Source organism: Trichocoleus sp. FACHB-90 (assembly GCF_014695505.1).
In the GTDB taxonomy this organism is placed as follows: Bacteria; Cyanobacteriota; Cyanobacteriia; order Cyanobacteriales; family FACHB-T130; genus Funiculus; species Funiculus sociatus.
Genome location: NZ_JACJOK010000073.1, coordinates 14615 through 38316, shown reverse-complemented (window position 1 = coordinate 38316; position 23702 = coordinate 14615). Strand labels below are relative to the sequence as shown.

The following is a 23702-nucleotide window of genomic DNA, read 5'->3' as shown; positions in this document are numbered from 1 at the left end:
TTGAGGCATTAATGGCTATCCAAATCACGAACAATCCCGACAAGGAAAAAGCCCTGAGCCTGGTGCTAAACCAAATTGAGCGTAGCTTTGGCAAGGGAGCAATCATGCGCTTGGGCGATGCAACTCGCATGAGGGTAGAGACGATCCCCAGCGGCGCGCTGACCCTGGACTTAGCCTTGGGCGGCGGCTTGCCGAAGGGGCGGGTGATTGAAATCTATGGCCCGGAAAGTTCTGGTAAAACAACTGTCGCTCTGCACGCGATCGCGGAAGTCCAAAGATCCGGTGGTGTCGCCGCCTTTGTCGATGCCGAACACGCTCTTGACCCCGCTTATGCTGCCGTACTGGGCGTTGATATTGAAAATCTCCTAGTTTCCCAACCTGATAATGGCGAATCTGCCCTAGAAATCGTCGATCAGTTGGTTCGTTCTGCTGCCGTTGACATTGTGGTCGTTGACTCTGTTGCTGCCTTAGTGCCTCGCGCTGAAATTGAAGGCGAAATGGGCGACTCTCACATGGGCTTACAAGCACGCTTGATGAGCCAAGCCCTGCGTAAAATCACTGGGAACATTGGTAAATCTGGCTGCACGGTAGTTTTCCTCAACCAGCTGCGGCAAAAGATTGGCGTTACCTACGGCAACCCAGAAACCACCACTGGAGGCAATGCCCTGAAGTTCTACGCTTCAGTGCGTCTGGATATTCGGCGGATTCAAACCCTGAAAAAAGGCAATGAAGAATTCGGTATCCGTGCCAAAGTCAAAATCGCCAAAAATAAAGTTGCCCCTCCTTTCCGCATCGCGGAATTTGACATTATCTTTGGCAAGGGCATTTCGACACTAGGCTGTTTGGTTGACCTCGCCGAACAAACTGGAGTGATTACCCGTAAGGGAGCCTGGTACAGCTACAACGGTGAGAACATCGCCCAAGGTCGGGATAACAGTATTAAGTACCTGGAAGAGAACTCCGAACTTATTAAAGACATTGAGCAGAAAGTGCGTCAAAAACTTGAAATGGGAGCTGTGGTTGCAGCGAATACCGTCTCGCGAGTTGACGCTGAAGACGTGGATGTAGACGATGAAATGCTAGAGGAAGATTAAGGATTTTTCGGAAGTAAATCATCCTCTCAATACACCGGCATTAAGAATGATTTTAGGTTGGGTAGAGCGCAAGCGTTACCCAACTTTTTCTTGATAATCTTGAGCAAGGTGCGTCAACGCAACCTAATGATATAAAAAACCCGTTTTCTTTGAGAAAACGGGTTTTTTAACATAAAATCTAAAATTCATAGCGGCTATTTCTGAGTACCAGCATCTGAAATTCGCCTGCTGAAAAAGCGGTCTAAAATTTCTGACTGTTGTGTGGGACTTAACTGAGGCTCTATAGCAGAAGCTATTAGCTCATCATTGATATCTGATGATTTCAAAAAGATTGAAGTATCTCCGGGATGATTAGTTTGCTTGTCTTTAGATTTTATAGAAGATGTAGGTGCCTCTGCATCTTCTGGGGTGTCAGATGCTTCTGCATCGGAGATAGCGTTGAGTTCCGCTATTAAGTATGGAGGGACATTGCCCAGCATAACGGTGTTGCTGCCGAAAAAGAAGGAAAAAGCAAGACTGCCGAGACGGACGCGATCGCCATCTTTGAGAAGAATTCGCTGATAAACTGGTTCCCCATTGACAAAAGTACCATTTGTACTGTTAAGGTCAACCAAATAAAAACCATCGTCTTCAATATATTGAATAACTGCGTGTTGACGAGACAACCGCCGATCAGCAATTGGCATAGCAACCTGGCGCGACCTTCCCAACGTCCAGACCCCCTGTGGCTGAAACAACATCTGGGTTTTAGCGTCCACTAAGTTTGTAACCAGATACACTTGCCGATCTTGCACGACACCTTGGATATACCGAGGTGCAAGCCCGTTTACAAATTTGTTGCCCGTATTTTCCAGCTTGAGGATCTCATCTAGTAAACCATGATGATGCTCGTAGAGCTTAAGGAATACTTGATACAGACCCAAGCGTTGTTCTAGTTCCATGTATGCGATGAACTCAATTTTAGGTAAGGCTTCTGCTGGTACGACCATAACCAGTCAGCAGGAAGTTTAGAATTGCTAGTTCTTAAGTCACGCTGGTTTAGTTAATCAAAGTAAATTACACCCCACAGAAATGATAAAATGCTTGACTACCCCCTCTTCTAGCTTAGATCGCCTTACTCTTTAGAGGAATCCGCAGGATTACGGGAACTGTTTTTCTTTATTACTTACGTTCAGCTTTTTGCTCTAAGCGAAACAGCCAAACCATCAGGGCAACAACGCCAATTTGTAGCCCCAAGTTAGGAATGGCTGAGGCGATTTCCCTTCCTGCTGCTAATTGGGCGAAGAAAACAACCGCGCCAATGAAGCCAGATGCACCGCACGCCACGTAAACAAATTGTCTCAAGCCCCGGTAGGGAGAGGCTGCTTCTGCTTTCAGGCGCTTATATAGTTCAGGATCAACTCGCTGATTGTTTCTGCTATTACTATTACGATTTTTTAAATTTGGTGCCATCAGTCTCGATACCCCCATATCTAAGTCTATCTTTACACGATGGCACCGAACATTGGGATAAAAGCTTATTGTCAGAAATGATTCTCCATCAGTTATAATAAAAAACTGGCAGTGCCGGTGTAGCTCAGCGGTAGAGTAGCTGATTCGTAATCAGTTGGTCGTGAGTTCAAATCTCACCATCGGCTTTAAAAAACCTCTGAACCCTAGAAAAATACAGGGTTTCAGATAGTATAAGTAATTTATATCTGACTAAATAAAAAAATTGACTTTTGACTATCATCAGGCGATCGCTGTGAGTTAGCGATCGCTTGGACTGGAAAAGTGGATAGGCTAATTCTGATTGTCCACGGACTATAAGTGTACGGACGATGTGCCACAAAGAATTGCACGACTTTTATTCTTGTTCAAATAAAGAACGAGTCATCAAAATCTCCCCTCCGGACAACCCTTTTAAAGAAAAAAGAATTTGCCAATGCCGTTTAATATCAATCTGCTGCCTCATCACCGTGCAAAAGCGGTGCGTGAATACGGGAAACAATACTATGTTGATGCTAAGGGCGATCGCTTTCCCAGTGTCACAACCATACTTAACGCTACCAAACCACAAGAAGATCGAGAAGCACTCTTCAATTGGCGCAACCGAGTCGGAGTAGAAGAAGCTAATCGCATTTCTGGTGCTGCTAGTGGTCGTGGTACTTCTACCCACAAGCACATTCAGCGCTATCTGCTTGGTGAGGATGTCTCCTGTCCAGACGCCGCTAAACCCTACTGGGAAAGCTTGCAGTCTGTCTTGCAAGACATCAACGAGGTGCGCTTAGTGGAAGGTTCTGTTTTCCACTACGACTTGACTTATGCCGGGAGAGTGGATTGTGTCGCTAGTTACAAAGGTGTTCCGTGCGTCTTGGATTGGAAAACTGCTGATAAACCCAAAGGTTCGGCAGAACGCTTACATGATGCACCAATTCAGCTGGCGGCTTACTGCGGCGCAGTTAACCAGTTTTATCAAGAGTACGGCATCGAATTAAATCATGCTGGCGTGATTGTAGCAGTTCCGGGAATGCAAGCTGAAGTGTTCTGGTTCGATCCCGATAAAATGATGGTTTACTGGCAACAATGGCAGAAAAGAATTGCAGAATTTTGGCAGCGTCGAGGAGCAAGCAAAAATGATGCAAAGTAGCTCTAAAATTTTGGCAGGGCTGATTGGGGTTTGTGTGGGTGATGCTTTGGGTGTTCCAGTCGAATTCACCAGTAGAGTAGAGCGGGTGAAGTCACCAGTGGAAACTATGCTAGGTTACGGAACTTATAATCAACCTCCTGGTACTTGGTCTGATGATAGCTCTCTGACTTTCTGTTTAGCAGAATCTCTATGTAGCGGGTTTTCAATAGACGCGATCGCATCCTCTTTTTGTCGCTGGTTAAACGAAGCTTACTGGACTCCCCACGGCGAAGTTTTCGATATCGGCAATACCACTTATGATGCTCTTGAGCGTCTGCAACAGGGTTTCCCACCTGTAGAAGCTGGCGGTACAGATGAATACAGTAATGGCAATGGTTCCTTGATGCGAATTTTGCCCTTAGCTTACTATCACAAAACTCTAAGTTTTCCTGAATTAATTGAGCGCGTACATCAAGTATCTTGCATCACTCATGCTCATTTACGCTGTCAAATTGCTTGCGGTATCTATATCAGTATCGCCGTTTGTTTATTGCAAGGAATGGCTCTATCAAATGCCTATCTCCAGGGAATTCAAAACGCCCAAGTAATTTACACTCAACCTTTATACGCTTCAGAAAAACATCATTTTTCTAGAGTTAACAGTGGTGAAATTGCCTCTTTAGCGATAGATGATATTCGGTCAAGAGGCTATGTCATTGATACGCTAGAGGCTGCTCTATGGTGTTTATTAAATAGCTCCTCATATTCTGAGGCTGTTTTAAAAGCTGTGAACTTGGGCGAAGATACTGATACTACAGCAGCTGTTACTGGCGGTTTGGCTGGAATTTATTACGGGGTAGAAAATATTCCTGAAGAATGGATGAATCAAATTGCCAGAATTGAAGATATTATTGATTTGGGAAGACGTTTGGAAGCAGCTATTTGCACTTAATAAAAACCGCTCCCTAATCACTTCCACTTGAAGAACAACCCCTCATAAGAGGAGCGGGAAGCCGAAGTTTTTTTAACATGAAAGGAGCTTTTTGCTCCTCCCTGCCTTGTCTTTTTTCACTCCCTTCTATGCAAGAGAAGAAGGCTGGGGATTAGGCTTTATGTCCCATTCACGTTATCTGAAATCCACTGTAAATAAGGTTGAGAACCAGCCAAAATTGGGAGAGCAATAATTTCTGGTACTTCGTAAGAGTGCCATTCTCGGATCTTAGCTTCCAAACTGGAAAAGTGCGCCAAATCTGTTTTAATTACTAGCTGCCACTCTTGTTCTGAGTTAACTTTTCCTTGCCAGGTGTAGATGGAATGCACTGGCATCAAGCTAACACAGGCAGCAAGACGAGATTGTACTAAATTTTGGGCTATCTTTTCTGCTTCTTCCTGCGAAGATGCCGTTACTAATACTACACCGTAGCCAGTTGTAGCAGAATCCTTATCCATAATCTGTAACTTATTATTAGTTCGTGTAGGGACGCAACACCGTCGTGTCCCTACGCCGCCAAGCTTTTATCCAACCATTTGTTCTACTGCTTCTTCAAACGCTGTCATAGCGATAACGTTTGCTGAATAGACGGAGTTTAGTGTTTCTGATGGCAGTATAGCGCCGCTCAGTTTGGCACCTTCCAGGTTTGCTCCTACCAGTTTTGCTTCACTGAGATTTGCATCGCTAAAATCTGCCTTACTGAGAATCGTCCAGCTTAAATCTGCTCCCTCTAAACAAGCCTTTACCAAGTTAGCGCTCCTTAAGTCTGCTCCTTTGAGGTTAACTCCGCGCAGCATCGCTTCACTCAAATCGGCTGCTACCAAGTTGGAGCCTTCCAGGTTAGCGCCAGTCAGTTTGGCATCACTGAGGTTGACTCCCTCTAAATCAACTCCACCCAAGTCTAATCCTTTCAAAAAAGCTCTACTTAAGTTAACGCTATTTAAAGATGCGCCATACAACTTCGCGCCGCTGAGTCTTGCTTCGCTTAAGTTTGCCCAGTTCAGGTTAACACCGCTTAAGTTTGATTCCCGCAAATTTATCCGTTGCAGATTCGCACCACTCAAGTTTGCTCCCCATAGATTAGCTTCCCGCAGATTGGCGGCGCACAGATTCGCCCCACTGAGTTTAGCTCCAGGCAGTTTTGACTTCACCAGAAACGCCCCGCTAAGGTTAGCTTTGGTTAAATCCGCATCTACCAGTTTGCCTTCACTGAGTTTGAGAAAATTCAGATCCGCCCAATTTAGGGAAGCCCTTGTCAGGTCTGACTTGGTTAAAAAAGCTCGGCTGAGCTTGGCTCCTCTCAGGTTAGCGCCTGTGAGATTTACCCCGATTAAAGTAACTCCCCGCAGGTCTGCTCCGCTGAGGTCTACACCTGCAAAGTCTCTGTGTCCTGCTTCGTAAAGCTTGAGTAGGTGGCTCACTTCCATCGCGCGATCGCTCTCCCTGCTAATAAGTTTATATAAACTGTTTAAGAGACTAGAAATACCAGCTTTCATTGGCTCAATAGCCGCCTTTGTTTGTTGCTACCTTAATAGCTACAACTGCTTTTCCGTCAAGCTTTACTCATTACTCACTTAAGTCTTAATAATTATTTTACTCTCAGTGACTCCCTGCTTTATAAGGGTTAGTTGCATCACTTTACAAATATTTTCTTTAAGAAAGTTTAAAATATTAATAGTTTAAGTTAATTTACTAATATAAATTAACTGGCTCTAATTATTTTCAGTAAAAATACGGTAGCCAGTGAGGCTATAAGCGGTTCTAACTTTATTAATTCATTGCTTAATATGGGTTTTTGAGGGCCAGAATCAAAAATCCTACCAAATCTATATGCAGCCATTTTTAACTGCCAGTCTGCAAGATTAATGCTCCAGCGATGCGTAAGCGGTGACAGAAGTTAGCTGACCACAAGCCAATGTAAGCGTCTTGCCGTAGGCAAGACGCTTACATTGAGCAGGTACAAAGATTGGCTACCAGGCTGGCAGGAGCGTTAGAGAGCAGCAACGATGTTGGAGAACGTGCCAGCTTTTCATAACTACCCCTTACAAAGAGTAAACTTGACCATCAATCAGCAAGCGGGTAATTCCCTTAGCTTGCAGTTGAGAACAAGTTTTCTGAAGCATTTTGCCATCTGGAACCTTAATCACTCGTTGAGTGCGGTTGGAAAACCGTCTAGCCACCCGGTGATTGTCGAAAACTGGCAGCGTTCTCTGCTGAAACTCCTGGGGAGGAATTTGTCCCAGATCGCTGAACTCTTTGAGAGGACGAGAAATTAACTCTGCTGCACGGTCAACGACTAAATAGCAAATTTTGGGAAGCACCGCGTTGGACAGCGGTAAAACTTGAACTCCTTCGCGGTTTTCACCGCGTAACATTCCTCTTTGATGGCCAATCTTTGGCGTTGGCGGATCATCGTCCCAATCGTCGTCTTCGAGGTCTTCTAAATCTGCATCCTCGTCGTCCTCGTCGTCCTCGTCGTCCTCGTCGTTGTCTAAAGCTCTCAGGTCTTCTAAGAGCATCTCTTCTATGACGCTGGCTTCGACTTCGGCAGCGTAATTATCATCATCCCGCCGTTCGGCACCACCTGTCTGTGCTGAATCAACTGCCACCTCGAACAGTGGCTCGGACGATGTCCCAAGAAGCTCTGAGGAAGGAAGGTTTTCTTCATCCTCCGTACTGTCTATTGTCTCTAGCGAAGATTCTACTGACGAGCGCCTGCGACGTCGCCGTTCGGAGTTAAAGATTTCCGCAGAGGGTTCTTCAATTTTTTCGGTTTGTGCATCGTTATCGTTTTGTGCAAACGTATCTGGCAACGTCTCTTGCGGTTCGTCTTCCTCAGAGGCTGTTGGTTCCGAAACGCTGCTATGGCCACGAGTAGCCCGCTTTTGCTGGATCAGACCTTCATATTCCTTCTCGGACAGACGATTTTTCAGGAGGCGGCTAATTGTCGAGTTACTGACATCATAACGAGTAGCCAGGGTTGAGGTTGTCTCTCCTGGCTGTCGATACAGGTTAAGGATTTCGCGTTTATCTGATTCTGAGAGTTTTCTCACACTCATGCCACTTTTTAAGCACGTTTGCGTCCGCTGCGGCGAGAACGACTGGAGGTGTCAAATTCTAGGGCAGCACCGATGGCAAAAAGCACACCGCTGAAAACCCAGAACACTTCCAATAGTCCGCCACTTTGGTATTCATCGCCAATGTAAGTATCGGCGTATTTAAACCACATATCGGCAACATAGTAGGAAAAAGCTGCTCCTGCAATCATCCTCCAAGATTGGGAAAAGCGTCCCCCCCAAAAGGCTAACAATACGGTTGCAGCAATAATCAAGAGGAAGATATCGATAACTACGTAGAAGATGTTTAAAAATCCCGCCAATGGTTCTAGTAGTTTTTCGACGGATATAACCCAGGCTGGGGGAGGTGCTGGCTCAGCAGTAGCAGCTAGAACCCCTGTAGCAGAGGCTTTACCTTGTGCTAATTTAGCGGTTTTGACTGCTGGTGCTTTGCTAGCAGCGTAGGCCGTGGGTGTGCCGTAGGCATTCGCTTTCTTGGCTAAATTTGCATTAGCCACTTGCGTTGAAGAAGTAGGTAGTGAGTCAACTGAAACTGCTGTTGACTGCTTGGGGGGGGCAAAGGAAAGCCAGAGTGCCAAGGCAATACCGATGAATGCGATCGCGCCCACAACTGCCCACTGCCAAATTTCTAGATTCAATCGTCTGGAGATCACCGCTAAAATCATGCCCCAACCGAGAAACAGATAGGCAGGCACAAAAAACAAATCCCCAGGCGACACAATTGGTTCTTGATGTAAAACCAATTCCCAATAGCAAAATAACAAGTTTCCCAGGAAATAGCACAACATTCCCATACCGAATCCCAGCCAGACGTTACGCCCGCTGACAATCTGAGGAGAGCGCCAGTTTCTAAAACACAGCACTGCTGCGCCTAGATAAGCCACTTCTTCAAAAATGTAAGTTCCAATCGTGTACCACAGCGGACGATCTTCCCCTGGCGCTGAAATGCTAAACAGCAGAAAATACAGCAGTGCTAGTACGGCCCAGGCAATTCCAGCGATCACAATGGTTTGAACACCCAGTATGGATTGCCAAGTAGATGAATTTTCCGATGACTTTTCCAAAGAGCTGCTCATAAGTCCTCAAAAAAAAAAGGATGCACGCTTTTGTTTCGATGGCAAATACCATTTAAATGAATAATCGCCTAAAAATCTCATCTCAGGAAGCGCAAGTGTCTCCTCTGGCAATGCTTTTCTCCGGCGCATTACCTTAAACATTTTTCTTTAGCGCCACAGCTTACCAAGGGGAGATTGATTCAACCACTCAATAAACTGATTCAGCTCTCCTGGTTGCATATCTTGTAATGTATCCTTTACTCCCTGAGAAAAGTTCGTATTGCCAAAATACTCCTTACCCAGGCGATGAAGTTCTTGCAACAGAGTTATCAGATGATGTTCTTCCCAAGCGGGAATCTGAAGGCTAGTCAGCGGGTCCATCGTTAGCAAGTTTTTGACCGCTTGCGGCGAATCCGCTCCTGGAAAGTGCCACTGCCGGAAGACATCGGTAAGGTCTTTCTGAAATAATCCAGCTTGCCTATTTCCTAAGAGGTCTTCAATGTCTATGTAAACCGCCTGGAGTAGCAACAGGCAGGCTTGCGTTATAGGGGTAATTTTGAGATCGCTACCAGCATCAGTTGCTAGCTGCTCTAGGCGAATTTTGCCCCAAATACTATACCGATCTGGCTCTTCCAGCAAAACGCAGGCTTTGCCACGGTTATCGGTGAGGTCGCGCCAAAAGGCTCTGGCTTCTTCTGCTTGATTGGCAGCAAAGACACTTAGCAAGCGAAATGTCTGCCCCTGATAATTGAGAATTGGGATCTGTTGCTCCCGCTTGGGGTGCTGAATGCTTGAGATTTCAACATCCTGCCGTTTCAGAATAAACATGACACTGGCAAATGACTCCTGACATAGCCGGGGGTGCTGTGTCCCTTATAGGCGATCGCCGCGCAACGATCAAGGGCTACAGAGCGCTGGTGATGGTTTAGAATCCGGCAACGCTGCCTTGTGAGTCTGCTCGAAGAGCGATCGCCTTGACTAATACACTATCGTATCCAAGCATCTCTCGTATAATGGTTTCTAGTGTACATTGCTCTTATAGCTCAAAAGAGCCTCCTTACTTTAATAAACCTTTGAAATTCCGGCTTGCTTTACAGCACTCAGCACAGATAGAATCTTATATACTAAGATAGAAATTCTGTGGGTGCGTAACTCAGGTGGATAGAGTAGCTGCCTTCTAAGCAGCCTGCCGCAGGTTCGAGTCCTGCCGTACCCGTTTTAAATAATAACCTTCAAGCCCCGACTATACCTAAAAAACCAATATAGACATCCAGAAGCCACACTTGTGACTTCTGGATGTCTATTATTTTCAAAAACTAAAACCTTTATAGCGTTTCTCCGTTGGGTGAAGTATGAAATTATAATATGTGGCGGTTGTGGCCTTACAACGACCATTAATTAGTCACGACGACAATCTGTCACCGATGACAATTAATTTAGTCTCTGTACATATACAGTCTCTATTTCGTATTTTTTAAAGCCCGTGACGAGGATTGAACTCGTGACCTCACCCTTACCAAGGGTGTGCTCTACCACTGAGCCACACGGGCGAAAAAGGCAAAAGGCAAAATAAAATTTTTACTTTTTCCATTTTACCTGAATTGTGGTGGGCCGAGCTGGATTTGAACCAGCGTAGGCGTAGCCAGTGGATTTACAGTCCACCCCCATTAACCACTCGGGCATCGACCCATTTCGATCCACGATTAATAATCGTAGCACAGCTTTTTAGAAATTGGAAAGGGTTTTAGGCAAATTTGTTCTCCGATGTTAGGAATCGCACTTCCCCAATCAGCCTCCACCGAAGCGCGGGATATTTCTCACAGTTATCGCCCGACTCGGAAAATCACTTTCATCATAAATCTCTCCCACCAACTCCTCTAGAATATCTTCCAGCGTGATCAGCCCCACAGTGCCACCATACTCATCCACCACAATCACGATGTGCAGGCGCTGTTGCAACATTTCCTTGAGCAGATTCGCAACTCGCTTCGTGTCTGGCACATACATCGGCGGGTCCATCGCCTCTGTCACCAGTCCATTGTCAATCCCTTCTTTTCGCAATTGATTGAGCTGCTGGAGCGCCCGCTTCAGGTGAACAATTCCCACAATTTGATCCTTAGACTCCTCCTGCACGGGGATGCGGGAGTATCCCGTCTCCAAACAAAGATTTACAAACTCCTGCAAAGTTGCCTCATGGGAGATAGTCCGCATCTCAATCCGGGGCTTGACGAGATCGTGGGCGCTGAGACTATCTAGCATCAGGGCTTTATTCAGCAGCTGGTGTTTATCCAAATCCAGTTTGCCCTTACCGCCCAAAATTTCAATCATCAGTTGGAGGTCTTTTAATGACTCTCCCTCCTGAACAGCACCTCTCTGAAACAGGCGAATCACACTCTGAGCAATAGTTTCAAACAGATAAATGATTGGTGCTAGAGCAATTGAAAGCAAGTATATCGGGCGAATAGAAAACTTAAAAACTGCCATCACATTGTTAACAGCCAGAGATTTTGGTGTAACTTCGCCAAAAATTAACACCAGAAAAGTGACAACAGCGGTGGCAATTCCTATACCCGCATTACCCAGCCAAAAGGCAAATAAATTACTGGTCAAAATCGCTGAAAAATTATTGACTAGGTTGTTGCCCACAAGGAGGGTAGTAATAAATCGAGCGCGGTTCTCTAGTACTAGCGAAAACATCCGGCTTAGGTCACTCTGCTCTTTCATCAGCGCCCTGAGCTTGAGATTGTCTAGCGCCGTCAGAGCGGTTTCGGAACCGGAGAAAAAAGCCGAAAACAAAAGCATCAATCCCAAAACTGCGATATCGAGCCAAACACTTCCTAAAAGCGGGCCGATATCAGAAGCAACCAGAATATATGACCCAACAGGTAAAAAAATCACGGGAAGATAAAAAAGGCAAAAGACAAAAGCGCACCAAAGAAAAGGTGTAGAGAAAGCGATGAGCGCTCTCGCGATCGCGCCTTCCCGAAATCTAGGAGCAATATAGGCAAAAGAAAAAGAAAAATTTTTAACTTTTACCTTTTAGCTTTTGCCTTTTAACTTTACATTAGCTCACCAGTTTCTTGTAGTGAGTGCAAGCGGCGGTAAATTCCTTCACGGCGTAGTAGTTCCGCATGGCTACCGACTTCTACAATTTGTCCTTGGTCGAGAACGACGATTTTATCTGCTTCTCGGACGGTGCTTAATCGGTGAGCGATGATGATTGTGGTGCGGGTGCCAAGGATGCTACGCATGGCAAGCTGAATTGAGCGCTCAGATTCGTAGTCAAGGCTGGAAGTCGCTTCGTCAAAGATCAAAACGTCAGGTTCCACCAGAAGCGCTCTGGCAATGCCTAAGCGCTGTCTCTGTCCGCCAGAAAGCCGCATTCCCCGCTCCCCGACAACGGTGTAGTAACCTTGCGGCAAATGCTCGATTACTTCGTCTACTCTGGCAATGCGACAGGCCTCCTGCACTTGCTCAAAGGTGGCTTTGGGGTTCCCGTAAGTGAGATTATCTAGCAGGGTGCCGTTGAAGATGTCTACTTCTTGGTGGACAATGGCTAACCGCCGCCGATAGCTGCTGACATCCAGGGTACGAATGTCTTGCCCATCCATTAAAATGCTTCCCTGTGTGGGTTCAAAGTACCGGAACAGCAGTTTAACTAAGGTAGATTTTCCCGATCCTGAACGACCTACTAGAGCTACAGTTTGATACGGTTCAATCAGTACATTGATGTTTTGTAAAACTGGGCGGCTGGTGTCGTAGCCAAAAGTAAGATGGGAAAATTCGATTTTTCCGGTGAATTGATAGGATGTGGCAGTCGCAGATGAATCTATAGCCAAATCGCCAGCATCTGCCCCAGAGGGATGCTGCATAAATTCGTGAAACCGTAGCATTGAGGCATAGCGACGCGCAAAAATCTCGGCTATGTTGGCGATTGGTTCCAACTCTGCATAAGCCATGCTGGAAATGGTTAAAGTCGTCACAAAGTGACCAAGTGAAATCTGTCCTTTTAGTGCAGCGTCGAGAGTCAAACCTAGCACCATCAAAACACAAAACTGGATGATAGTCTTTTGCCAAGTGGCGAGTTTGATGTAACCGAGGTGAATGCGATAATCAACTACTTTAAACTCGCGGTTTAAGCGTTGTCGTTGTCGTTTGATTTCTATTCCTTCTGTGGCAAATGCTTTGACGGTTTTGATGTTAGTGACGATTTCCGAGGTGCGGCTTTGGGTATTTTCCATGTATTTATCTAGCTGTCGTTCTTGTTGCATCAGGTGCTTTAAACCTCTGAGGCTGAAGCTGAGGATAAACAGGAACGAAACTAGAAATATTAAAGCAATGCGCCACTCGATTAGCCAGATAATTCCAAATATACCCAGGACTCGGAATAGCTTGGGAATAAACTGTCCGGCAATTTCTGGGTAAGTCCAGGTGTGGTTTTCTAGCCCTTTAGCAACTCGTCCGGCAATACGTCCGGGGTTGTTTTCTTCATAAAATTCTAAGGGCAGAGTGAGGATTTTTTCTAGAGTTTTTTGGGCTTGATCTCGACGCGATCGCAAGGCTATATCCCAATGGAACCACCAACTCGTCCAAGTCTGAACTGGCGCTCTAACTACGGTGACAAGGAAGATTAAACCCATCAGTACGGATAGGGAAAAGAACTGATTTGCTGGTAAATTGGTAATATCCGCTGCGAATGCGATCGCATTCTGCAATGCTTTATCTAGCGGTTGATTGGACAGCACATTAAGAATCTGTCCGATGGCGTAAGGAACCGCTAGATCGACGATTTCAAAAATACTGGCTGCGGCGATACTAAAACACGCGATCGCCCAATATTTTCGGTAATAACCAAGGATATCCCGAATGCTTGCCATAATTCTTTAGTTGTGAAAAATTTCCGCGAGAAATTAAAGAGTTAAGCTCACAAAAGCGACTCTGAAAAACTAATTAAAAGTTTTTTGGGTTAAATACAGAAGTTACGCGATGTGCAAATCCAAAGGTTACTTTCCCTATTAAAAAGGGAGATATGCCGCTTATTATATTCAGCCTATACTCCGCAAAACCCCCTTTTTAATAGGAGCTAAGAAAGATTCTATCTTCCTAATCTTCCTTCAAAAGGAGATAAGAAAGAATAAATTGCACGTCGTGAAAATTCTATCCCTAAAACAGGGATGATTACAGGAACGTTGAAATAAGCCGAAGGCTTGAATTTATGGCTTTATCAGCATCGGTAGTATCCTCACCTTGAAGATTACACGGCGTAGGCTGATTGAAGCGCCCACCAAATGAGGAAACCAATACCGCCCAAAACCAGCACAGATGAGATAGCGATCGCTGTTGGGCTATCAGCTCCCTTAAACTTCATAATTCCACGATTCAAGTCTGACATAGCGCGGCGATCCTCCTTTTATCGAAGATTAGCAAATATTTGTAAAGTTTATCCTATCCATCACTAGGTTAGCGGGTGATACGGCGCTCGTCTATCACCCAAATGGGTCATAAATGGGTTGGGGTAAGATGGAGGCGACTTTTGATTGGGATTGAGGTGGATAATCCGAAGTTCCAAGTTATTGATCCCATTAACTTTGGCGCTGGCGACAGCACTTCTGTTCACTGCTTGGGGCTATAAAAATGCTGCTTACTACAGCGATCGAGGTAACGTGCTATACAACCAGAACCAACTGGAGGAGGCGATCGCTTCTTACCGTCAAGCTACTCAACTTGACCCTAATAATTCTCTTACTTACAACAATCAGCGATCGCTGCCTATCATCAAGCTTTAAGTTTACCAGATACGCTAGAAGCACCAGCTGCTTCGGTTCACAATAATTTGGGTTTAGCATTCCATCAGCAGGGAAAATGGAAAGAAGCTATTGAAGAGTTTAAGCAAGCTGTGCAATTAGACCCTAATTATGTAGAAGCTGAAGATAATCTCAAAAAAGCGCAGCAACAGCTCAAAAAGCAGAGATAAACTTATATTTTGCACCTGTAGAGTCTACAAAACATCACTCTAGCCCGCGCACCATCCGGGCTTTGTTTATGTAGCCACGACTTCAGTCGTTGGGCATATTAATAACTTTGTCGTTGAGGGAGATTATCCGTGAAAATTGCGCTGGTTATTTTAGCAGTTGTTGTGGGGTTGGTAGTGGTAGTAGAAGTGGGATTGCGCCTGCTGTTTGGTTTTGGTAATCCCCTCATTTACGTTGCCGATGAGCAGATTGGTTATTTATTAGCACCGAATCAGCGGACTCGCAGGTTTGGGAACCGGATAGAAATAAATCAATATTCGATGCGAAGCCCGGAAATAACCGAAACTCTCCCAGAGTCTACGATGCGGGTGCTGTTGTTGGGAGATTCCATCGCTAATGGTGGCTGGTGGACGGATCAAACCAATACGCTTTCGGCAATGCTGACTAAGCTGTTGGAATCATCTATCGATAGTAATACTTTTAAACAGGTGGAAGTTCTCAACGCTTCAGCGAATTCCTGGTGTCCGCGTAATGAATTAGCTTACATCAAGCGATTTGGTACGTTTGACGCTCAGATAATTGTATTGCTGATTAATACCGACGATTTATTCGGTACGGCACCAACTTCGATACCAGTCGGGCGCGATCGCTTCTACCCCAGCCAGAAACCGCCACTTGGGATAGTAGAAGCCTTCAGTCGCTATGTATTGCCATACAAGCCGCCCTCAGAGATGGCACAGGTGAACGCAGAATCAGGCGATCGCGTCGGATTTAATCTAGAAGCAATCCGAGAAATTAAGACAATAGCAGATCAAAAAGGTGCCAGCTTAATGCTTGCGATGACACCTCTAAAGCGAGAAATCGGTGAACCTGGCCCCCGCGATTATGAATTGGAAGCAAGAAAGCGCCTGATTGACTTGACAAAGGCGCAAAATATTGCCTACATAGATTTTCTACCAATTATCAACTCAAAACAGCAGCCAGAAAGCCTGTACCGAGATCATATACACCTCAGCATCGAAGGAAACCAGCTGGTTAATCAAGAAATTGGGCGAGCGTTGCCAATTAAAAATTAAAAATAGGGATTACTCAATTTTTAATTTTTAATTTGGCATTTTTAATTGTCTCAATAGGAAATCGCCACACTTGGAGAACTTAAACAACGACTCTCCCAGTCCGGTTCCTGCCAAACCTGACCATCGAGAGCCAACTGATCAATCAAACTTGCCAAACGCAGAGCCTTAAGCGCCTGTTCGCCACCTACGGAAGGTTGTTTACCACCCCGCACACAACTAACAAAATGCTCTAACTCCGCGTGCAGTGGCTCAATATTACTGGTATAAACCTTCTCAATTAACCCATCCTGCCGATAAAGCACCTGCCCATATTCCGTCATATAGTTGGCGGTTGTTTGCCGATGAATCAGAATTTCATTATTGAGAAAATCTGCTTCAGTGAGGGAATTTTTGCAATGGGCAGCAATCCGGCGAATTTTGCGGTGTGTCACCTTACTGGCTGTTAACGTAGCCACAATACCATTAGCAAAGCCAAGGGTCGCAGTTACATAATCTAAATAACCAGAATCAGAAGCACGACTACCACTAGCTGTCAACTTAACCACTGGCGCAGCTGCCAGTTCCAGTAAAAGATCGATGTCATGGATCATCAGATCCAAAACCACAGAGACATCGTTAGCCCTTTGAGAATAGGGACTCATGCGATGAGCCTCTAGAGCCAGCAATTCTTCTGTTTTCAGCACTTTGCTGAGTTCTTGAAAAGCCGGGTTAAAGCGTTCAATGTGTCCCACTTGTAGAATACAGTGAGAATCGGCTGCCGCATTTACCAGAGATTCAGCCTCGGCAATATTGGCAGCAATCGGCTTTTCAATCAAGACATGAATCCCTGCTTGCAGACAGGTCATTCCCACATCGTGATGCAGCCTTGTGGGAACAGCAATGCAAACGGCATCTACATATGGGATTAAGTCGTGATAATCTTCAAAAAAGCGGACGCGATATTTACTTGCAGTGTCCAAACCCCGCTCAACATTAATATCTGCCACACCAATCAGTTCAACGTCTTTAAGCAGACTTAGAACGCGGGTGTGATGCTGCCCCATATTGCCAACTCCAATTACGCCAATGCGGATTGGTTGCGGCTGGTTGCGCTGTAAATGAGCCTCTGGGTATCTTCCTGATATGCTATCTTGCACTCCTGTATGCTCCTCCACCACCTGTGTATAGGTCAATTAGCAATAGTTACTTGCCTGAGACGATCCAGATGGTACCATAGTGCCTTCATTTGTGAAGAATTTCAAAGCTCTGTCTAAATTCATAAACTATAAGCCAGATTTTAACTTCTCTTCCATTGTGTTGAGGTTTGTAAATTTGATGCAGGCGGATGTGTCACTTTCTTTCCCGTCCATTTGGGGAGGAGTCGGTTGCTGGGACAGGCCGGAGAGTCTGTCAAGATCCGGTAGGGTAGGCTCTCCGGTCTGTCATTAGTTGTCGGTTGTCAGTTGAAACTGACAAGATTAACAACAACAAGAAAATATGTTGACGGGGAATTGATAAGTGAAAGCGGTTGTTTTGTTGTCTGGGGGGTTGGACTCATCGACGGTGTTGTACCAGGCAAAAGCTGAGGGCTGCGAGTTGTACTCTCTGGCGTTTGATTACCAGCAGCGACATCAGCGCGAGTTAGAGTCAAGCCGGGCGATCGCTTGTTTAGCTGGTGTGGTAGAACATCAGGTAGTGACCTTTGATTTGCGTCTATGGGGCGGCTCTGCGCTCACAGACAGCGCCATTGAGGTGCCAGAAGGGCGATCGCTTGATGAAATGACTCAAAGTATCCCCGTCACCTATGTACCTGCTCGGAACACCATCTTTTTAAGCTTTGCTCTGGCTTATGCAGAAACCATTAAAGCCCAGCGAGTTTATATCGGTGTAAACGCTTTAGATTATTCCGGTTATCCAGATTGCCGTCCCGACTATATCCAGGCGATGCAAGAAGTATTTCGGCTGGGAACAAAACAGGGACGAGAGGGAGAGCCAATTACTATCATCACGCCCCTGATAGACCTCAAGAAAACGGAAATCATCCAGCTTGGAAATCAGCTGGGCGTACCTTGGGAGCAAACCTGGTCTTGCTATGCTGGTGGCGAGGTTGCTTGTGGTGTTTGCGATTCTTGCCGATTGCGTCTGGCTGCTTTTGCCGAATTGGGGCTAGAAGATCCGCTTCCCTATCCGGTGAGGAGTTCCCAGCAATAACCGGAAGTCTTCTAAAAAATTTCTTGCTCCTCTACTCCCCTAATTTCTTTCTCCTGTACCTGTTTGCGGCCCTGATCCCCATCATCCTCTGGTTTCCCTGGCTCCTGCCGATGAATGCGAATTTGGTGCAGGCGTGGCCCCTCGGCAGAAACTACTGTTAGCTCAAGATTGTCATAATGCAGGGTTTCGCCTTGGAGAGGAATTTTTTGATATTGGTAGAGCAGGAAGCCGCCTAAAGTTTGATATTCATCAATTAAGGGAAAGTTCAGATCCAGAAGTTCGTTCACTTCTTCTAAGTTCATCTGTGCTTGCACCAGAAAAGTTTGCTCATCAAGAATTTGCACAGTTAACTCTTCTGTGTTCTCAGAGTTTGGCTCGGAGCCGATGATTTGGGCAATCAAATCTTCAATTGTCACTAATCCAGCGGTACCACCAAATTCATCTACAACGATGACCATTGCTAGGTGACTTCGCTGCATCACCGGTAATAGTTCACTCAAAGGCTGACCTTCTTGCACAAATCGGGCGGCGCGAATCCAAGGCTGAATCGGTGTATCCAGATTCAGTTGACCTTTTGCTAAGGGTTCTGCTAATTCTTTGAAGTAAATAATGCCGCGAATATCGTCGAAGGATTCGCCAGTTACGGGATAGCGAGAGTGACCGGAGGTGGCAATTTCATCCAGCAATGTCTGGAAGGTGGCATCATAGGGAATGGCTTCAATGCTGGTACGGGGAACCATCACTTCTCCTGCCAAGACTTCCCCAAATTCAAACACGTTGTTGAGGAGTTCTCGCGCCTCGGCTTCTAAACCAGTAGACTCGCGCTCGGTGGTGATAATCATTTGCAATTCTTCTGGCGTGACGCGAGTATACCAGCCTTGACCAGTGTACTGAATGCCGACCAGCCGCAAGAGCAAGCGAGTTGATTGGTTGAGAATCCAGATGAACGGGTTGAAGAAACGCGCGATCGCTCTTATTGGCAGTCCCAAAAATCTCGCCAGCTGTTCCGAGTAAAGCAGTGCTACGGATTTCGGAGACAACTCGCCTAAAACAATTTGCAGATAGGCGATGAGGAAGAAGGCGACTGGCAAAGAACAAGAATGGGCGATCGCTCGGTTTACTTCCTGTGACAGCGGCAAATGCGCGATCGCGCCTGACACTAAAACTGCCATCGTACTCTCGCCAATCCAGCCCAATGCCAAACTAGAAAGTGTGATACCCAGCTGAGTAGTAGATAGCAGCTTTTCTATAGTGCGTTGCAGGTTTTGGACGGTTCGCGCTTGGACATCCCCAGCTTCGACTAACTGGTTAATACGCGATCGCCGCACCGAAACCATTGAAAACTCAGCTGTGACAAAAAAACCATTGATTGCAATCAGCAGTAGCACCGATAACAATCTCAGCAGAATCTCTTGCCCGGTGAGTTGAGGAAAAACATTTACCTGCAAAATCACCAAAACGGGAGTAACCATCCGTAACGAGGGTATTAGGTATTGGGCAAGTGAGGCAGAATTAAAAATCCCAAATTAAAATTTAAAAAGTAATTTTTAATTTTAAATTTCTTACTGCACTACGGGAATCCCAGACATTTTCAGCTGGAGTTTTTGGTCGGGATAATCTGTCAGAGTCAGAGAAAGCTGCTTGGCATCTTCCAGTAAAGCCGAGGGAATACTCACTGTCCCAGAAAAGTTTTCCCCATTTGCAGGCAACTCACCCGGCAACCCTTCAGTCACAGCGCTCAAGGCACGACCCTGATCGTCCGTCACATTCAAGAAACTATAGAGAAACCTCACAGCAGAACCGGACTCATTCTTTAAGCTTACATTCAGCAACAAAGAACCGGACTCTTGACGCGCCCCGCGCACCTCCAGCTTAACGCCCTTGTCCTGACTTGTAATCGGGAACTCCTGCTGGTTAGTTTGGGCTTCAGGAGTCTTAGTCTCGGTAGTAGGTTCGCGATCGCTCTTTACTTCCTCTTCCTTTTTTTCAGTCTTAGCGTTTTTGCCTTTCCCACTAACTTGTGAGTAGACATTATTCAGGATATCTGCCTCGCGCAACATTGCCACTCCTTCCTTGCCTAGAGTTGCCCGCTTGCTACCAGCCAGTTTATTCGTAGGACGCACATCCGGCTGCGTCACTCCTTTTAGGGCTTCATGCCCCACCGTAAACCCCCAGATCGCACTCACAAAGCCAGCGCCTAACATCATGGCAAGCAAAACTAACGTGAGGGCGACAGTTGCATTCAGTTTCATTGGTTGTTCAAGCTATAAAAATTGCCACAACAGCGACTTACTGCTATACATAGCTTCTAACTGACAGCAGTGGAACCTATGATAGCGAATCTGTCAATGCCACGCCGATAATTTATCTCATTTTTAGCAAACAGCGCTTATAATTTTATATCAGGAATATTACTCTTTATTGGCGAACCAGTAGACGCAAACACTGTATCTGTAATACAATGGCAGTCGAAGTAGGGTAAATACCAGCAGATTACCTTGTCTATTAGGCTTGTCCTAAAAAAACGTCGAGTATGTGTCTTTGACTGATTCCTAAGGCAACAGACTAATACTTGACACTTACACGTTTACTTTACGGCAGTTGGCCGAGCGGTTTAGGCAACGAACTCATAATTCGTGTTAGGCAGGTTCAACTCCTGCACTGCCGATTAGAAATTTAATATACCTTTGTCTAGCTTCCAATGGCAGTTAGGAAAGAACAGGGCTATATTACTCCATTGGTTTACCTAAGAAACTAAGGCGGTCAATACAAAGCTGCCCGGAGGTTTTACCGTGCTTATTATATCTGCCAACCCACAGACAGTTATTTGTTGCTCCAGCTTTCTAGCATCTTCTCTGGCTTGGCAATGTTTACTGATTTTATTGGTTAGACAAATCAGATCACAAAGCTCTTTATTTCTAAGCGATAAATTCGCTTTGGGTGCATTTAACAAAAATAGTCCTGAGCCTCTACAATACTCAGGACTATTTTTATTAAATGTACCTTTTTTAGCGGAAAGGCTGTCTTTCAAACACAAATTCACTACCTGTTACCCTAGTGCCACTAACATTGACGTTGACAGTGGGGCTTTGCAAAATCGAAGTATTGAAGGGATTAGGTAAATCTGGAGTGCGAATTACTGGATCGCTAGAAACCTGTTGTTCAAGGAGTTCTCGGTAAAGGATACCAATTCTCTGAGCATCGCGAACGATTTCGAGATCGGGATAAGATGCTCGATCTATACCCCCAACTCCAAATATGAGGTTGAATTGCCTGCGGGTGCTATTATTTTCAAAAAAAGTTTGAGAGTCTTCAAAAAAGGCTCGTTCCACAACATCTGGAATGCCAAGGGTGAAAGGGCTGACAGGTACTCCTACTGGGCTGAGGGTGGCTCTTTGTGCGATCGCGCTCTCGGCAATTACACTCGAAGCGGCAGCGAGAACCAACACACCGATTAAATTAGTAAAGCGCATTCCCATATCATTCCTCCACCACTTTTACTCAATCATACCTAGTCTTTAAGTTTAAGATAATTGATGGTCAAATTTTCATAGTTCCACTACTTCTGTGTCCAAGTGATGAGCAACGAAATCCTCCCTCAGACTGATTTAACTTTTTTACCTGCTACTGCCGATTTAACAACGCTGCGCCAGTATCTGCTGGATTTATTTTGCCGTCTAGCTTATAAAGAGGGGGATTTTGTTCTATCTTCCGGACAGCGCAGTTCTTACTACATTAACGGCAAGCAGGTGACACTGCACCCAGAAGGAGCATTGGCAATTGGTCGTATTTTATTATCGCTGCTGCCAATGGATACTCAGGCAGTTGCGGGCTTGACATTGGGAGCCGATCCTATTGTGACAGCAGTAAGCGTAGTTTCCGCCTATGAGAAGCGAAGTTTGCCAGCTCTGATTATCCGCAAAGAGGCGAAGGGACACGGTACAAAAGCATACATAGAAGGGCCGGATCTTCCCGCAGGTGCGAAAGTCGTAGTTTTAGAAGATGTGGTTACGACTGGACAATCCGCTTTAAAAGCCGTTGAGCGTCTGCGAGATGCGGGTTACAGTGTAGACGAAGTAATTTCTCTAGTAGATAGACAACAAGGCGGTGCCGAGCTATACCAGTCTGAGGGGCTGAAGTTTCAGGCTGTGTTTACAATTCAGGATCTTCAACAGCAATATTCTCAAATCAAATAACGTTTTAAAAACGCAAAGGTACGCAAAGCAATTATCGCTCTGCGTACCTTTGCGTTTTAAATAACTAGCTTTGCGTCACGGGTTCTTTTGCCAAAAACTTCTCCAGTTCTGTCAAAGCATCCGCATCAACCTTAGTCTGCATCGGGCAGAATTTGGGGCCACACATTGAGCAGAACTCAGCAGTTTTGTAAATATCTGCTGGCAAAGTTTCGTCGTGATATTCTTTGGCGCGTTCTGGGTCGAGGGACAATTCAAACTGGCGGTTCCAGTCGAAGTTATAACGAGCCTGGGAGAGTTGGTCATCTCTGTCTCGCGCCCCCGGACGATGCCTTGCAATATCGGCAGCGTGGGCCGCAATTTTGTAGGCAATCAAGCCGTTACGCACGTCTTCGGCATTCGGCAGTCCTAAGTGTTCTTTGGGTGTCACGTAGCACAGCATTGCCGTACCGTGCCAGCCAGCCATCGCCGCACCAATGGCAGAGGTAATGTGGTCATAACCGGGTGCAATGTCTGTCACCAAGGGTCCCAGCACGTAGAAGGGAGCTTCTGAACACTCTTCCATCTGCTTTTTGACATTAAACTCGATTTGATCCATCGGGACGTGTCCTGGCCCTTCTACCATCACCTGCACGTTGTGTTCCCACGCTTTGCGAGTCAATTGTCCCAGTGTCTTGAGTTCAGCCAACTGCGCGGCATCTGAGGCATCATGCTGACAACCGGGACGCAGGGAATCTCCGAGGCTGAAAGACACATCGTATTTTTTGAAGATTTCGATGATGTCTTGAAAGTGGGTATAAAGCGGGTTTTGCTTGTGGTGGTGCAGCATCCACCGTGCCAGAATGCCGCCGCCGCGTGAGACAATTCCCGTGATGCGATCTCGCACTAAGGGCAAATGCTCAATTAAAATTCCGGCGTGGATGGTTTGATAATCCACTCCCTGCTGGGCGTGTTTCTCGATGACGTGGAGAAAGTCATCGGGGGTAAGCTTTTCAATTGTGCCGTGGACGCTTTCTAAAGCTTGGTACACAGGAACAGTTCCAATTGGCACAGGTGAGGCGTTGATAATTGCCGTGCGAATCTGATCCAAGTTACCGCCGCCTGTGGACAAGTCCATCACGGTATCGGCACCATATTTCACCGCCAGCTTCAGCTTATCGACTTCTTCATCCAGATTGGAAGAGTTGGGGGAGGCTCCGATATTGGCATTCACCTTACACTTAGAGGCGATACCAATAGCCATCGGTTCTAGGTTGGTGTGGTTGATGTTGGCGGGGATAATCATTCGCCCCCGCGCCACTTCGTCCCGAATTAGCTCAACTGGGAGATTTTCCCGCTGTGCCACATACTGCATTTCTTCAGTAATGACACCCTGACGAGCATAGTGCATTTGAGTGACATTGCTCTGCCCGTGACGCTTGGCGACCCATTCTGTCCGCATATTGA

General features: G+C 45.9%; 25 protein-coding genes and 5 tRNA genes. 11 read left to right on the top strand and 19 right to left on the bottom strand.

The window, feature by feature from the left end:
- The first annotated feature begins 11 nt into the window (after positions 1-11).
- Entirely contained in the window at positions 12-1094 is a 1083-nt protein-coding gene (gene recA / locus H6F74_RS21415; protein WP_190444201.1) for a recombinase RecA, read from the top strand.
- Positions 1095-1288: 194 nt separating this feature from the next.
- Here recA and H6F74_RS21410 read toward each other — a convergent pair whose 3' ends face one another.
- Both H6F74_RS21410 and H6F74_RS21405 read right to left on the bottom strand, forming a co-directional pair.
- The gene (locus H6F74_RS21410) at positions 1289-2083 is read right to left on the bottom strand and encodes an FHA domain-containing protein (RefSeq protein ID WP_199301484.1); all 795 of its coding nucleotides are present in this window, start codon (positions 2081-2083) and stop codon (positions 1289-1291) included.
- A 172-nt stretch (positions 2084-2255) separates the two neighbouring features.
- The gene (locus tag H6F74_RS21405; RefSeq protein ID WP_190444200.1) at positions 2256-2546 is read right to left on the bottom strand and encodes a DUF3493 domain-containing protein; all 291 of its coding nucleotides are present in this window, start codon (positions 2544-2546) and stop codon (positions 2256-2258) included.
- Positions 2547-2659: 113 nt separating this feature from the next.
- Here H6F74_RS21405 and H6F74_RS21400 point away from each other — a divergent pair.
- A tRNA-Thr gene (locus H6F74_RS21400) sits at positions 2660-2731 on the top strand.
- Between the two features lie 54 nt (positions 2732-2785).
- Here H6F74_RS21400 and H6F74_RS21395 read toward each other — a convergent pair.
- On the bottom strand, positions 2786-2923 hold the full coding sequence (locus H6F74_RS21395) for a hypothetical protein (protein ID WP_190444199.1): 138 nt from the start codon (positions 2921-2923) through the stop codon (positions 2786-2788).
- Between the two features lie 95 nt (positions 2924-3018).
- On the opposite strand from H6F74_RS21395, the gene H6F74_RS21390 reads away from it, so the two are divergent.
- The gene (locus H6F74_RS21390; RefSeq protein ID WP_190444198.1) at positions 3019-3723 is read left to right on the top strand and encodes a PD-(D/E)XK nuclease family protein; all 705 of its coding nucleotides are present in this window, start codon (positions 3019-3021) and stop codon (positions 3721-3723) included.
- Entirely contained in the window at positions 3713-4654 is a 942-nt protein-coding gene (locus H6F74_RS21385; RefSeq protein WP_190444342.1) for an ADP-ribosylglycohydrolase family protein, read from the top strand. Before H6F74_RS21390 ends, H6F74_RS21385 begins: the two co-directional genes overlap by 11 nt.
- Positions 4655-4812: 158 nt before the next feature.
- On the opposite strand, the gene cutA is transcribed toward H6F74_RS21385, so the two are convergent.
- From cutA to H6F74_RS21360, 5 genes are all read right to left on the bottom strand, one after another.
- Positions 4813-5151 carry a divalent-cation tolerance protein CutA gene (cutA, locus tag H6F74_RS21380; RefSeq protein WP_190444197.1) on the bottom strand — a complete coding sequence of 113 codons (339 nt, stop codon included), beginning with the start codon at positions 5149-5151 and terminating at the stop codon, positions 4813-4815.
- Positions 5152-5217: 66 nt separating this feature from the next.
- Positions 5218-6120, bottom strand: coding sequence for a pentapeptide repeat-containing protein (locus H6F74_RS21375; RefSeq protein WP_190444341.1), 903 nt, complete (start codon positions 6118-6120; stop codon positions 5218-5220).
- Between the two features lie 615 nt (positions 6121-6735).
- Positions 6736-7752, bottom strand: a complete 1017-nt coding sequence (locus H6F74_RS21370) for a transposase (RefSeq protein ID WP_190444196.1) — start codon at positions 7750-7752, stop codon at positions 6736-6738.
- Positions 7753-7760: 8 nt separating this feature from the next.
- Positions 7761-8846, bottom strand: coding sequence for a hypothetical protein (locus H6F74_RS21365; RefSeq protein ID WP_190444195.1), 1086 nt, complete (start codon positions 8844-8846; stop codon positions 7761-7763).
- Between the two features lie 147 nt (positions 8847-8993).
- Entirely contained in the window at positions 8994-9653 is a 660-nt protein-coding gene (locus H6F74_RS21360; RefSeq protein WP_190424318.1) for an Npun_F0813 family protein, read from the bottom strand.
- A gap of 314 nt (positions 9654-9967) precedes the next feature.
- Between H6F74_RS21360 and H6F74_RS21355 the strand changes: the two genes are divergently transcribed.
- Positions 9968-10041 (top strand) — tRNA-Arg (locus tag H6F74_RS21355).
- A gap of 262 nt (positions 10042-10303) precedes the next feature.
- Here H6F74_RS21355 and H6F74_RS21350 read toward each other — a convergent pair.
- The 5 genes from H6F74_RS21350 to H6F74_RS21330 all read right to left on the bottom strand — a co-directional run bounded on the left by H6F74_RS21350 (position 10304) and on the right by H6F74_RS21330 (position 14217).
- Positions 10304-10375, bottom strand: a tRNA-Thr gene (locus H6F74_RS21350).
- 54 nt (positions 10376-10429) lie between these two features.
- Positions 10430-10514: transfer RNA gene (locus H6F74_RS21345), tRNA-Tyr, on the bottom strand.
- A gap of 99 nt (positions 10515-10613) precedes the next feature.
- Entirely contained in the window at positions 10614-11723 is a 1110-nt protein-coding gene (locus tag H6F74_RS21340; protein ID WP_347269542.1) for a hemolysin family protein, read from the bottom strand.
- A 161-nt stretch (positions 11724-11884) separates the two neighbouring features.
- The gene (locus tag H6F74_RS21335; protein ID WP_190444194.1) at positions 11885-13702 is read right to left on the bottom strand and encodes an ABC transporter ATP-binding protein; all 1818 of its coding nucleotides are present in this window, start codon (positions 13700-13702) and stop codon (positions 11885-11887) included.
- Positions 13703-14079: 377 nt separating this feature from the next.
- Positions 14080-14217 carry a hypothetical protein gene (locus H6F74_RS21330; RefSeq protein ID WP_190444193.1) on the bottom strand — a complete coding sequence of 46 codons (138 nt, stop codon included), beginning with the start codon at positions 14215-14217 and terminating at the stop codon, positions 14080-14082.
- A gap of 181 nt (positions 14218-14398) precedes the next feature.
- Between H6F74_RS21330 and H6F74_RS21325 the strand changes: the two genes are divergently transcribed.
- The 3 genes from H6F74_RS21325 to H6F74_RS21315 all read left to right on the top strand — a co-directional run bounded on the left by H6F74_RS21325 (position 14399) and on the right by H6F74_RS21315 (position 15873).
- Positions 14399-14611, top strand: coding sequence for a tetratricopeptide repeat protein (locus H6F74_RS21325; RefSeq protein WP_190444192.1), 213 nt, complete (start codon positions 14399-14401; stop codon positions 14609-14611).
- On the top strand, positions 14587-14799 hold the full coding sequence (locus H6F74_RS21320; protein WP_347269544.1) for a tetratricopeptide repeat protein: 213 nt from the start codon (positions 14587-14589) through the stop codon (positions 14797-14799). The genes H6F74_RS21325 and H6F74_RS21320 overlap by 25 nt, the downstream gene beginning before the upstream one ends.
- A 129-nt stretch (positions 14800-14928) precedes the next feature.
- On the top strand, positions 14929-15873 hold the full coding sequence (locus H6F74_RS21315; RefSeq protein WP_190444190.1) for a GDSL-type esterase/lipase family protein: 945 nt from the start codon (positions 14929-14931) through the stop codon (positions 15871-15873).
- A gap of 50 nt (positions 15874-15923) precedes the next feature.
- Here the strand turns inward: H6F74_RS21315 and H6F74_RS21310 are convergent, their stop codons facing one another.
- The gene (locus H6F74_RS21310) at positions 15924-16997 is read right to left on the bottom strand and encodes a Gfo/Idh/MocA family oxidoreductase (protein WP_190444339.1); all 1074 of its coding nucleotides are present in this window, start codon (positions 16995-16997) and stop codon (positions 15924-15926) included.
- 373 nt (positions 16998-17370) lie between these two features.
- Here H6F74_RS21310 and queC point away from each other — a divergent pair, with 373 nt between their 5' ends.
- The gene (gene queC, locus H6F74_RS21305; RefSeq protein WP_190444189.1) at positions 17371-18063 is read left to right on the top strand and encodes a 7-cyano-7-deazaguanine synthase QueC; all 693 of its coding nucleotides are present in this window, start codon (positions 17371-17373) and stop codon (positions 18061-18063) included.
- Positions 18064-18074: 11 nt separating this feature from the next.
- Here the strand turns inward: queC and H6F74_RS21300 are convergent, their stop codons facing one another.
- Positions 18075-19535 carry a hemolysin family protein gene (locus H6F74_RS21300; RefSeq protein WP_190444188.1) on the bottom strand — a complete coding sequence of 487 codons (1461 nt, stop codon included), beginning with the start codon at positions 19533-19535 and terminating at the stop codon, positions 18075-18077.
- A gap of 90 nt (positions 19536-19625) precedes the next feature.
- Positions 19626-20315, bottom strand: a complete 690-nt coding sequence (locus H6F74_RS21295; RefSeq protein WP_190444187.1) for a hypothetical protein — start codon at positions 20313-20315, stop codon at positions 19626-19628.
- A gap of 343 nt (positions 20316-20658) precedes the next feature.
- On the opposite strand from H6F74_RS21295, the gene H6F74_RS21290 reads away from it, so the two are divergent.
- Positions 20659-20731, top strand: a tRNA-Ile gene (locus tag H6F74_RS21290).
- Positions 20732-20809: 78 nt separating this feature from the next.
- Here the strand turns inward: H6F74_RS21290 and H6F74_RS21285 are convergent.
- Together H6F74_RS21285 and H6F74_RS21280 are read right to left on the bottom strand one after the other, a co-directional pair.
- Entirely contained in the window at positions 20810-21094 is a 285-nt protein-coding gene (locus H6F74_RS21285) for a hypothetical protein (RefSeq protein ID WP_190444186.1), read from the bottom strand.
- A complete protein-coding gene (locus H6F74_RS21280; RefSeq protein WP_190444185.1) occupies positions 21072-21542 on the bottom strand; it encodes a hypothetical protein in 471 nt (156 codons plus the stop codon). Before H6F74_RS21280 ends, H6F74_RS21285 begins: the two co-directional genes overlap by 23 nt.
- Positions 21543-21641: 99 nt before the next feature.
- Between H6F74_RS21280 and pyrE the strand changes: the two genes are divergently transcribed.
- On the top strand, positions 21642-22259 hold the full coding sequence (gene pyrE, locus H6F74_RS21275; protein ID WP_190444184.1) for an orotate phosphoribosyltransferase: 618 nt from the start codon (positions 21642-21644) through the stop codon (positions 22257-22259).
- A gap of 64 nt (positions 22260-22323) precedes the next feature.
- Here pyrE and thiC read toward each other — a convergent pair whose 3' ends face one another.
- A complete protein-coding gene (gene thiC, locus H6F74_RS21270; protein ID WP_190444183.1) occupies positions 22324-23697 on the bottom strand; it encodes a phosphomethylpyrimidine synthase in 1374 nt (457 codons plus the stop codon).
- Positions 23698-23702 lie beyond the last annotated feature (5 nt).

Coding starts and splice junctions, on each gene's coding strand:
- H6F74_RS21280 (WP_190444185.1), bottom strand. CDS start 21,542: ATGGGAATGCGCTTTACTAATTTAATCGGTGTGTTGGTTCTCGCTGCC.
- H6F74_RS21330 (WP_190444193.1), bottom strand. CDS start 14,217: ATGTCAGACTTGAATCGTGGAATTATGAAGTTTAAGGGAGCTGATAGC.
- pyrE (WP_190444184.1), top strand. CDS start 21,642: ATGAGCAACGAAATCCTCCCTCAGACTGATTTAACTTTTTTACCTGCT.
- recA (WP_190444201.1), top strand. CDS start 12: ATGGCTATCCAAATCACGAACAATCCCGACAAGGAAAAAGCCCTGAGC.
- H6F74_RS21405 (WP_190444200.1), bottom strand. CDS start 2,546: ATGGCACCAAATTTAAAAAATCGTAATAGTAATAGCAGAAACAATCAG.
- cutA (WP_190444197.1), bottom strand. CDS start 5,151: ATGGATAAGGATTCTGCTACAACTGGCTACGGTGTAGTATTAGTAACG.
- H6F74_RS21385 (WP_190444342.1), top strand. CDS start 3,713: ATGCAAAGTAGCTCTAAAATTTTGGCAGGGCTGATTGGGGTTTGTGTG.
- H6F74_RS21410 (WP_199301484.1), bottom strand. CDS start 2,083: ATGGTCGTACCAGCAGAAGCCTTACCTAAAATTGAGTTCATCGCATAC.
- H6F74_RS21370 (WP_190444196.1), bottom strand. CDS start 7,752: ATGAGTGTGAGAAAACTCTCAGAATCAGATAAACGCGAAATCCTTAAC.
- H6F74_RS21365 (WP_190444195.1), bottom strand. CDS start 8,846: ATGAGCAGCTCTTTGGAAAAGTCATCGGAAAATTCATCTACTTGGCAA.
- H6F74_RS21390 (WP_190444198.1), top strand. CDS start 3,019: ATGCCGTTTAATATCAATCTGCTGCCTCATCACCGTGCAAAAGCGGTG.
- thiC (WP_190444183.1), bottom strand. CDS start 23,697: ATGCGGACAGAATGGGTCGCCAAGCGTCACGGGCAGAGCAATGTCACT.
- H6F74_RS21375 (WP_190444341.1), bottom strand. CDS start 6,120: ATGGAAGTGAGCCACCTACTCAAGCTTTACGAAGCAGGACACAGAGAC.
- H6F74_RS21295 (WP_190444187.1), bottom strand. CDS start 20,315: ATGAAACTGAATGCAACTGTCGCCCTCACGTTAGTTTTGCTTGCCATG.
- H6F74_RS21360 (WP_190424318.1), bottom strand. CDS start 9,653: ATGTTTATTCTGAAACGGCAGGATGTTGAAATCTCAAGCATTCAGCAC.
- H6F74_RS21335 (WP_190444194.1), bottom strand. CDS start 13,702: ATGGCAAGCATTCGGGATATCCTTGGTTATTACCGAAAATATTGGGCG.
- H6F74_RS21300 (WP_190444188.1), bottom strand. CDS start 19,535: ATGGTTACTCCCGTTTTGGTGATTTTGCAGGTAAATGTTTTTCCTCAA.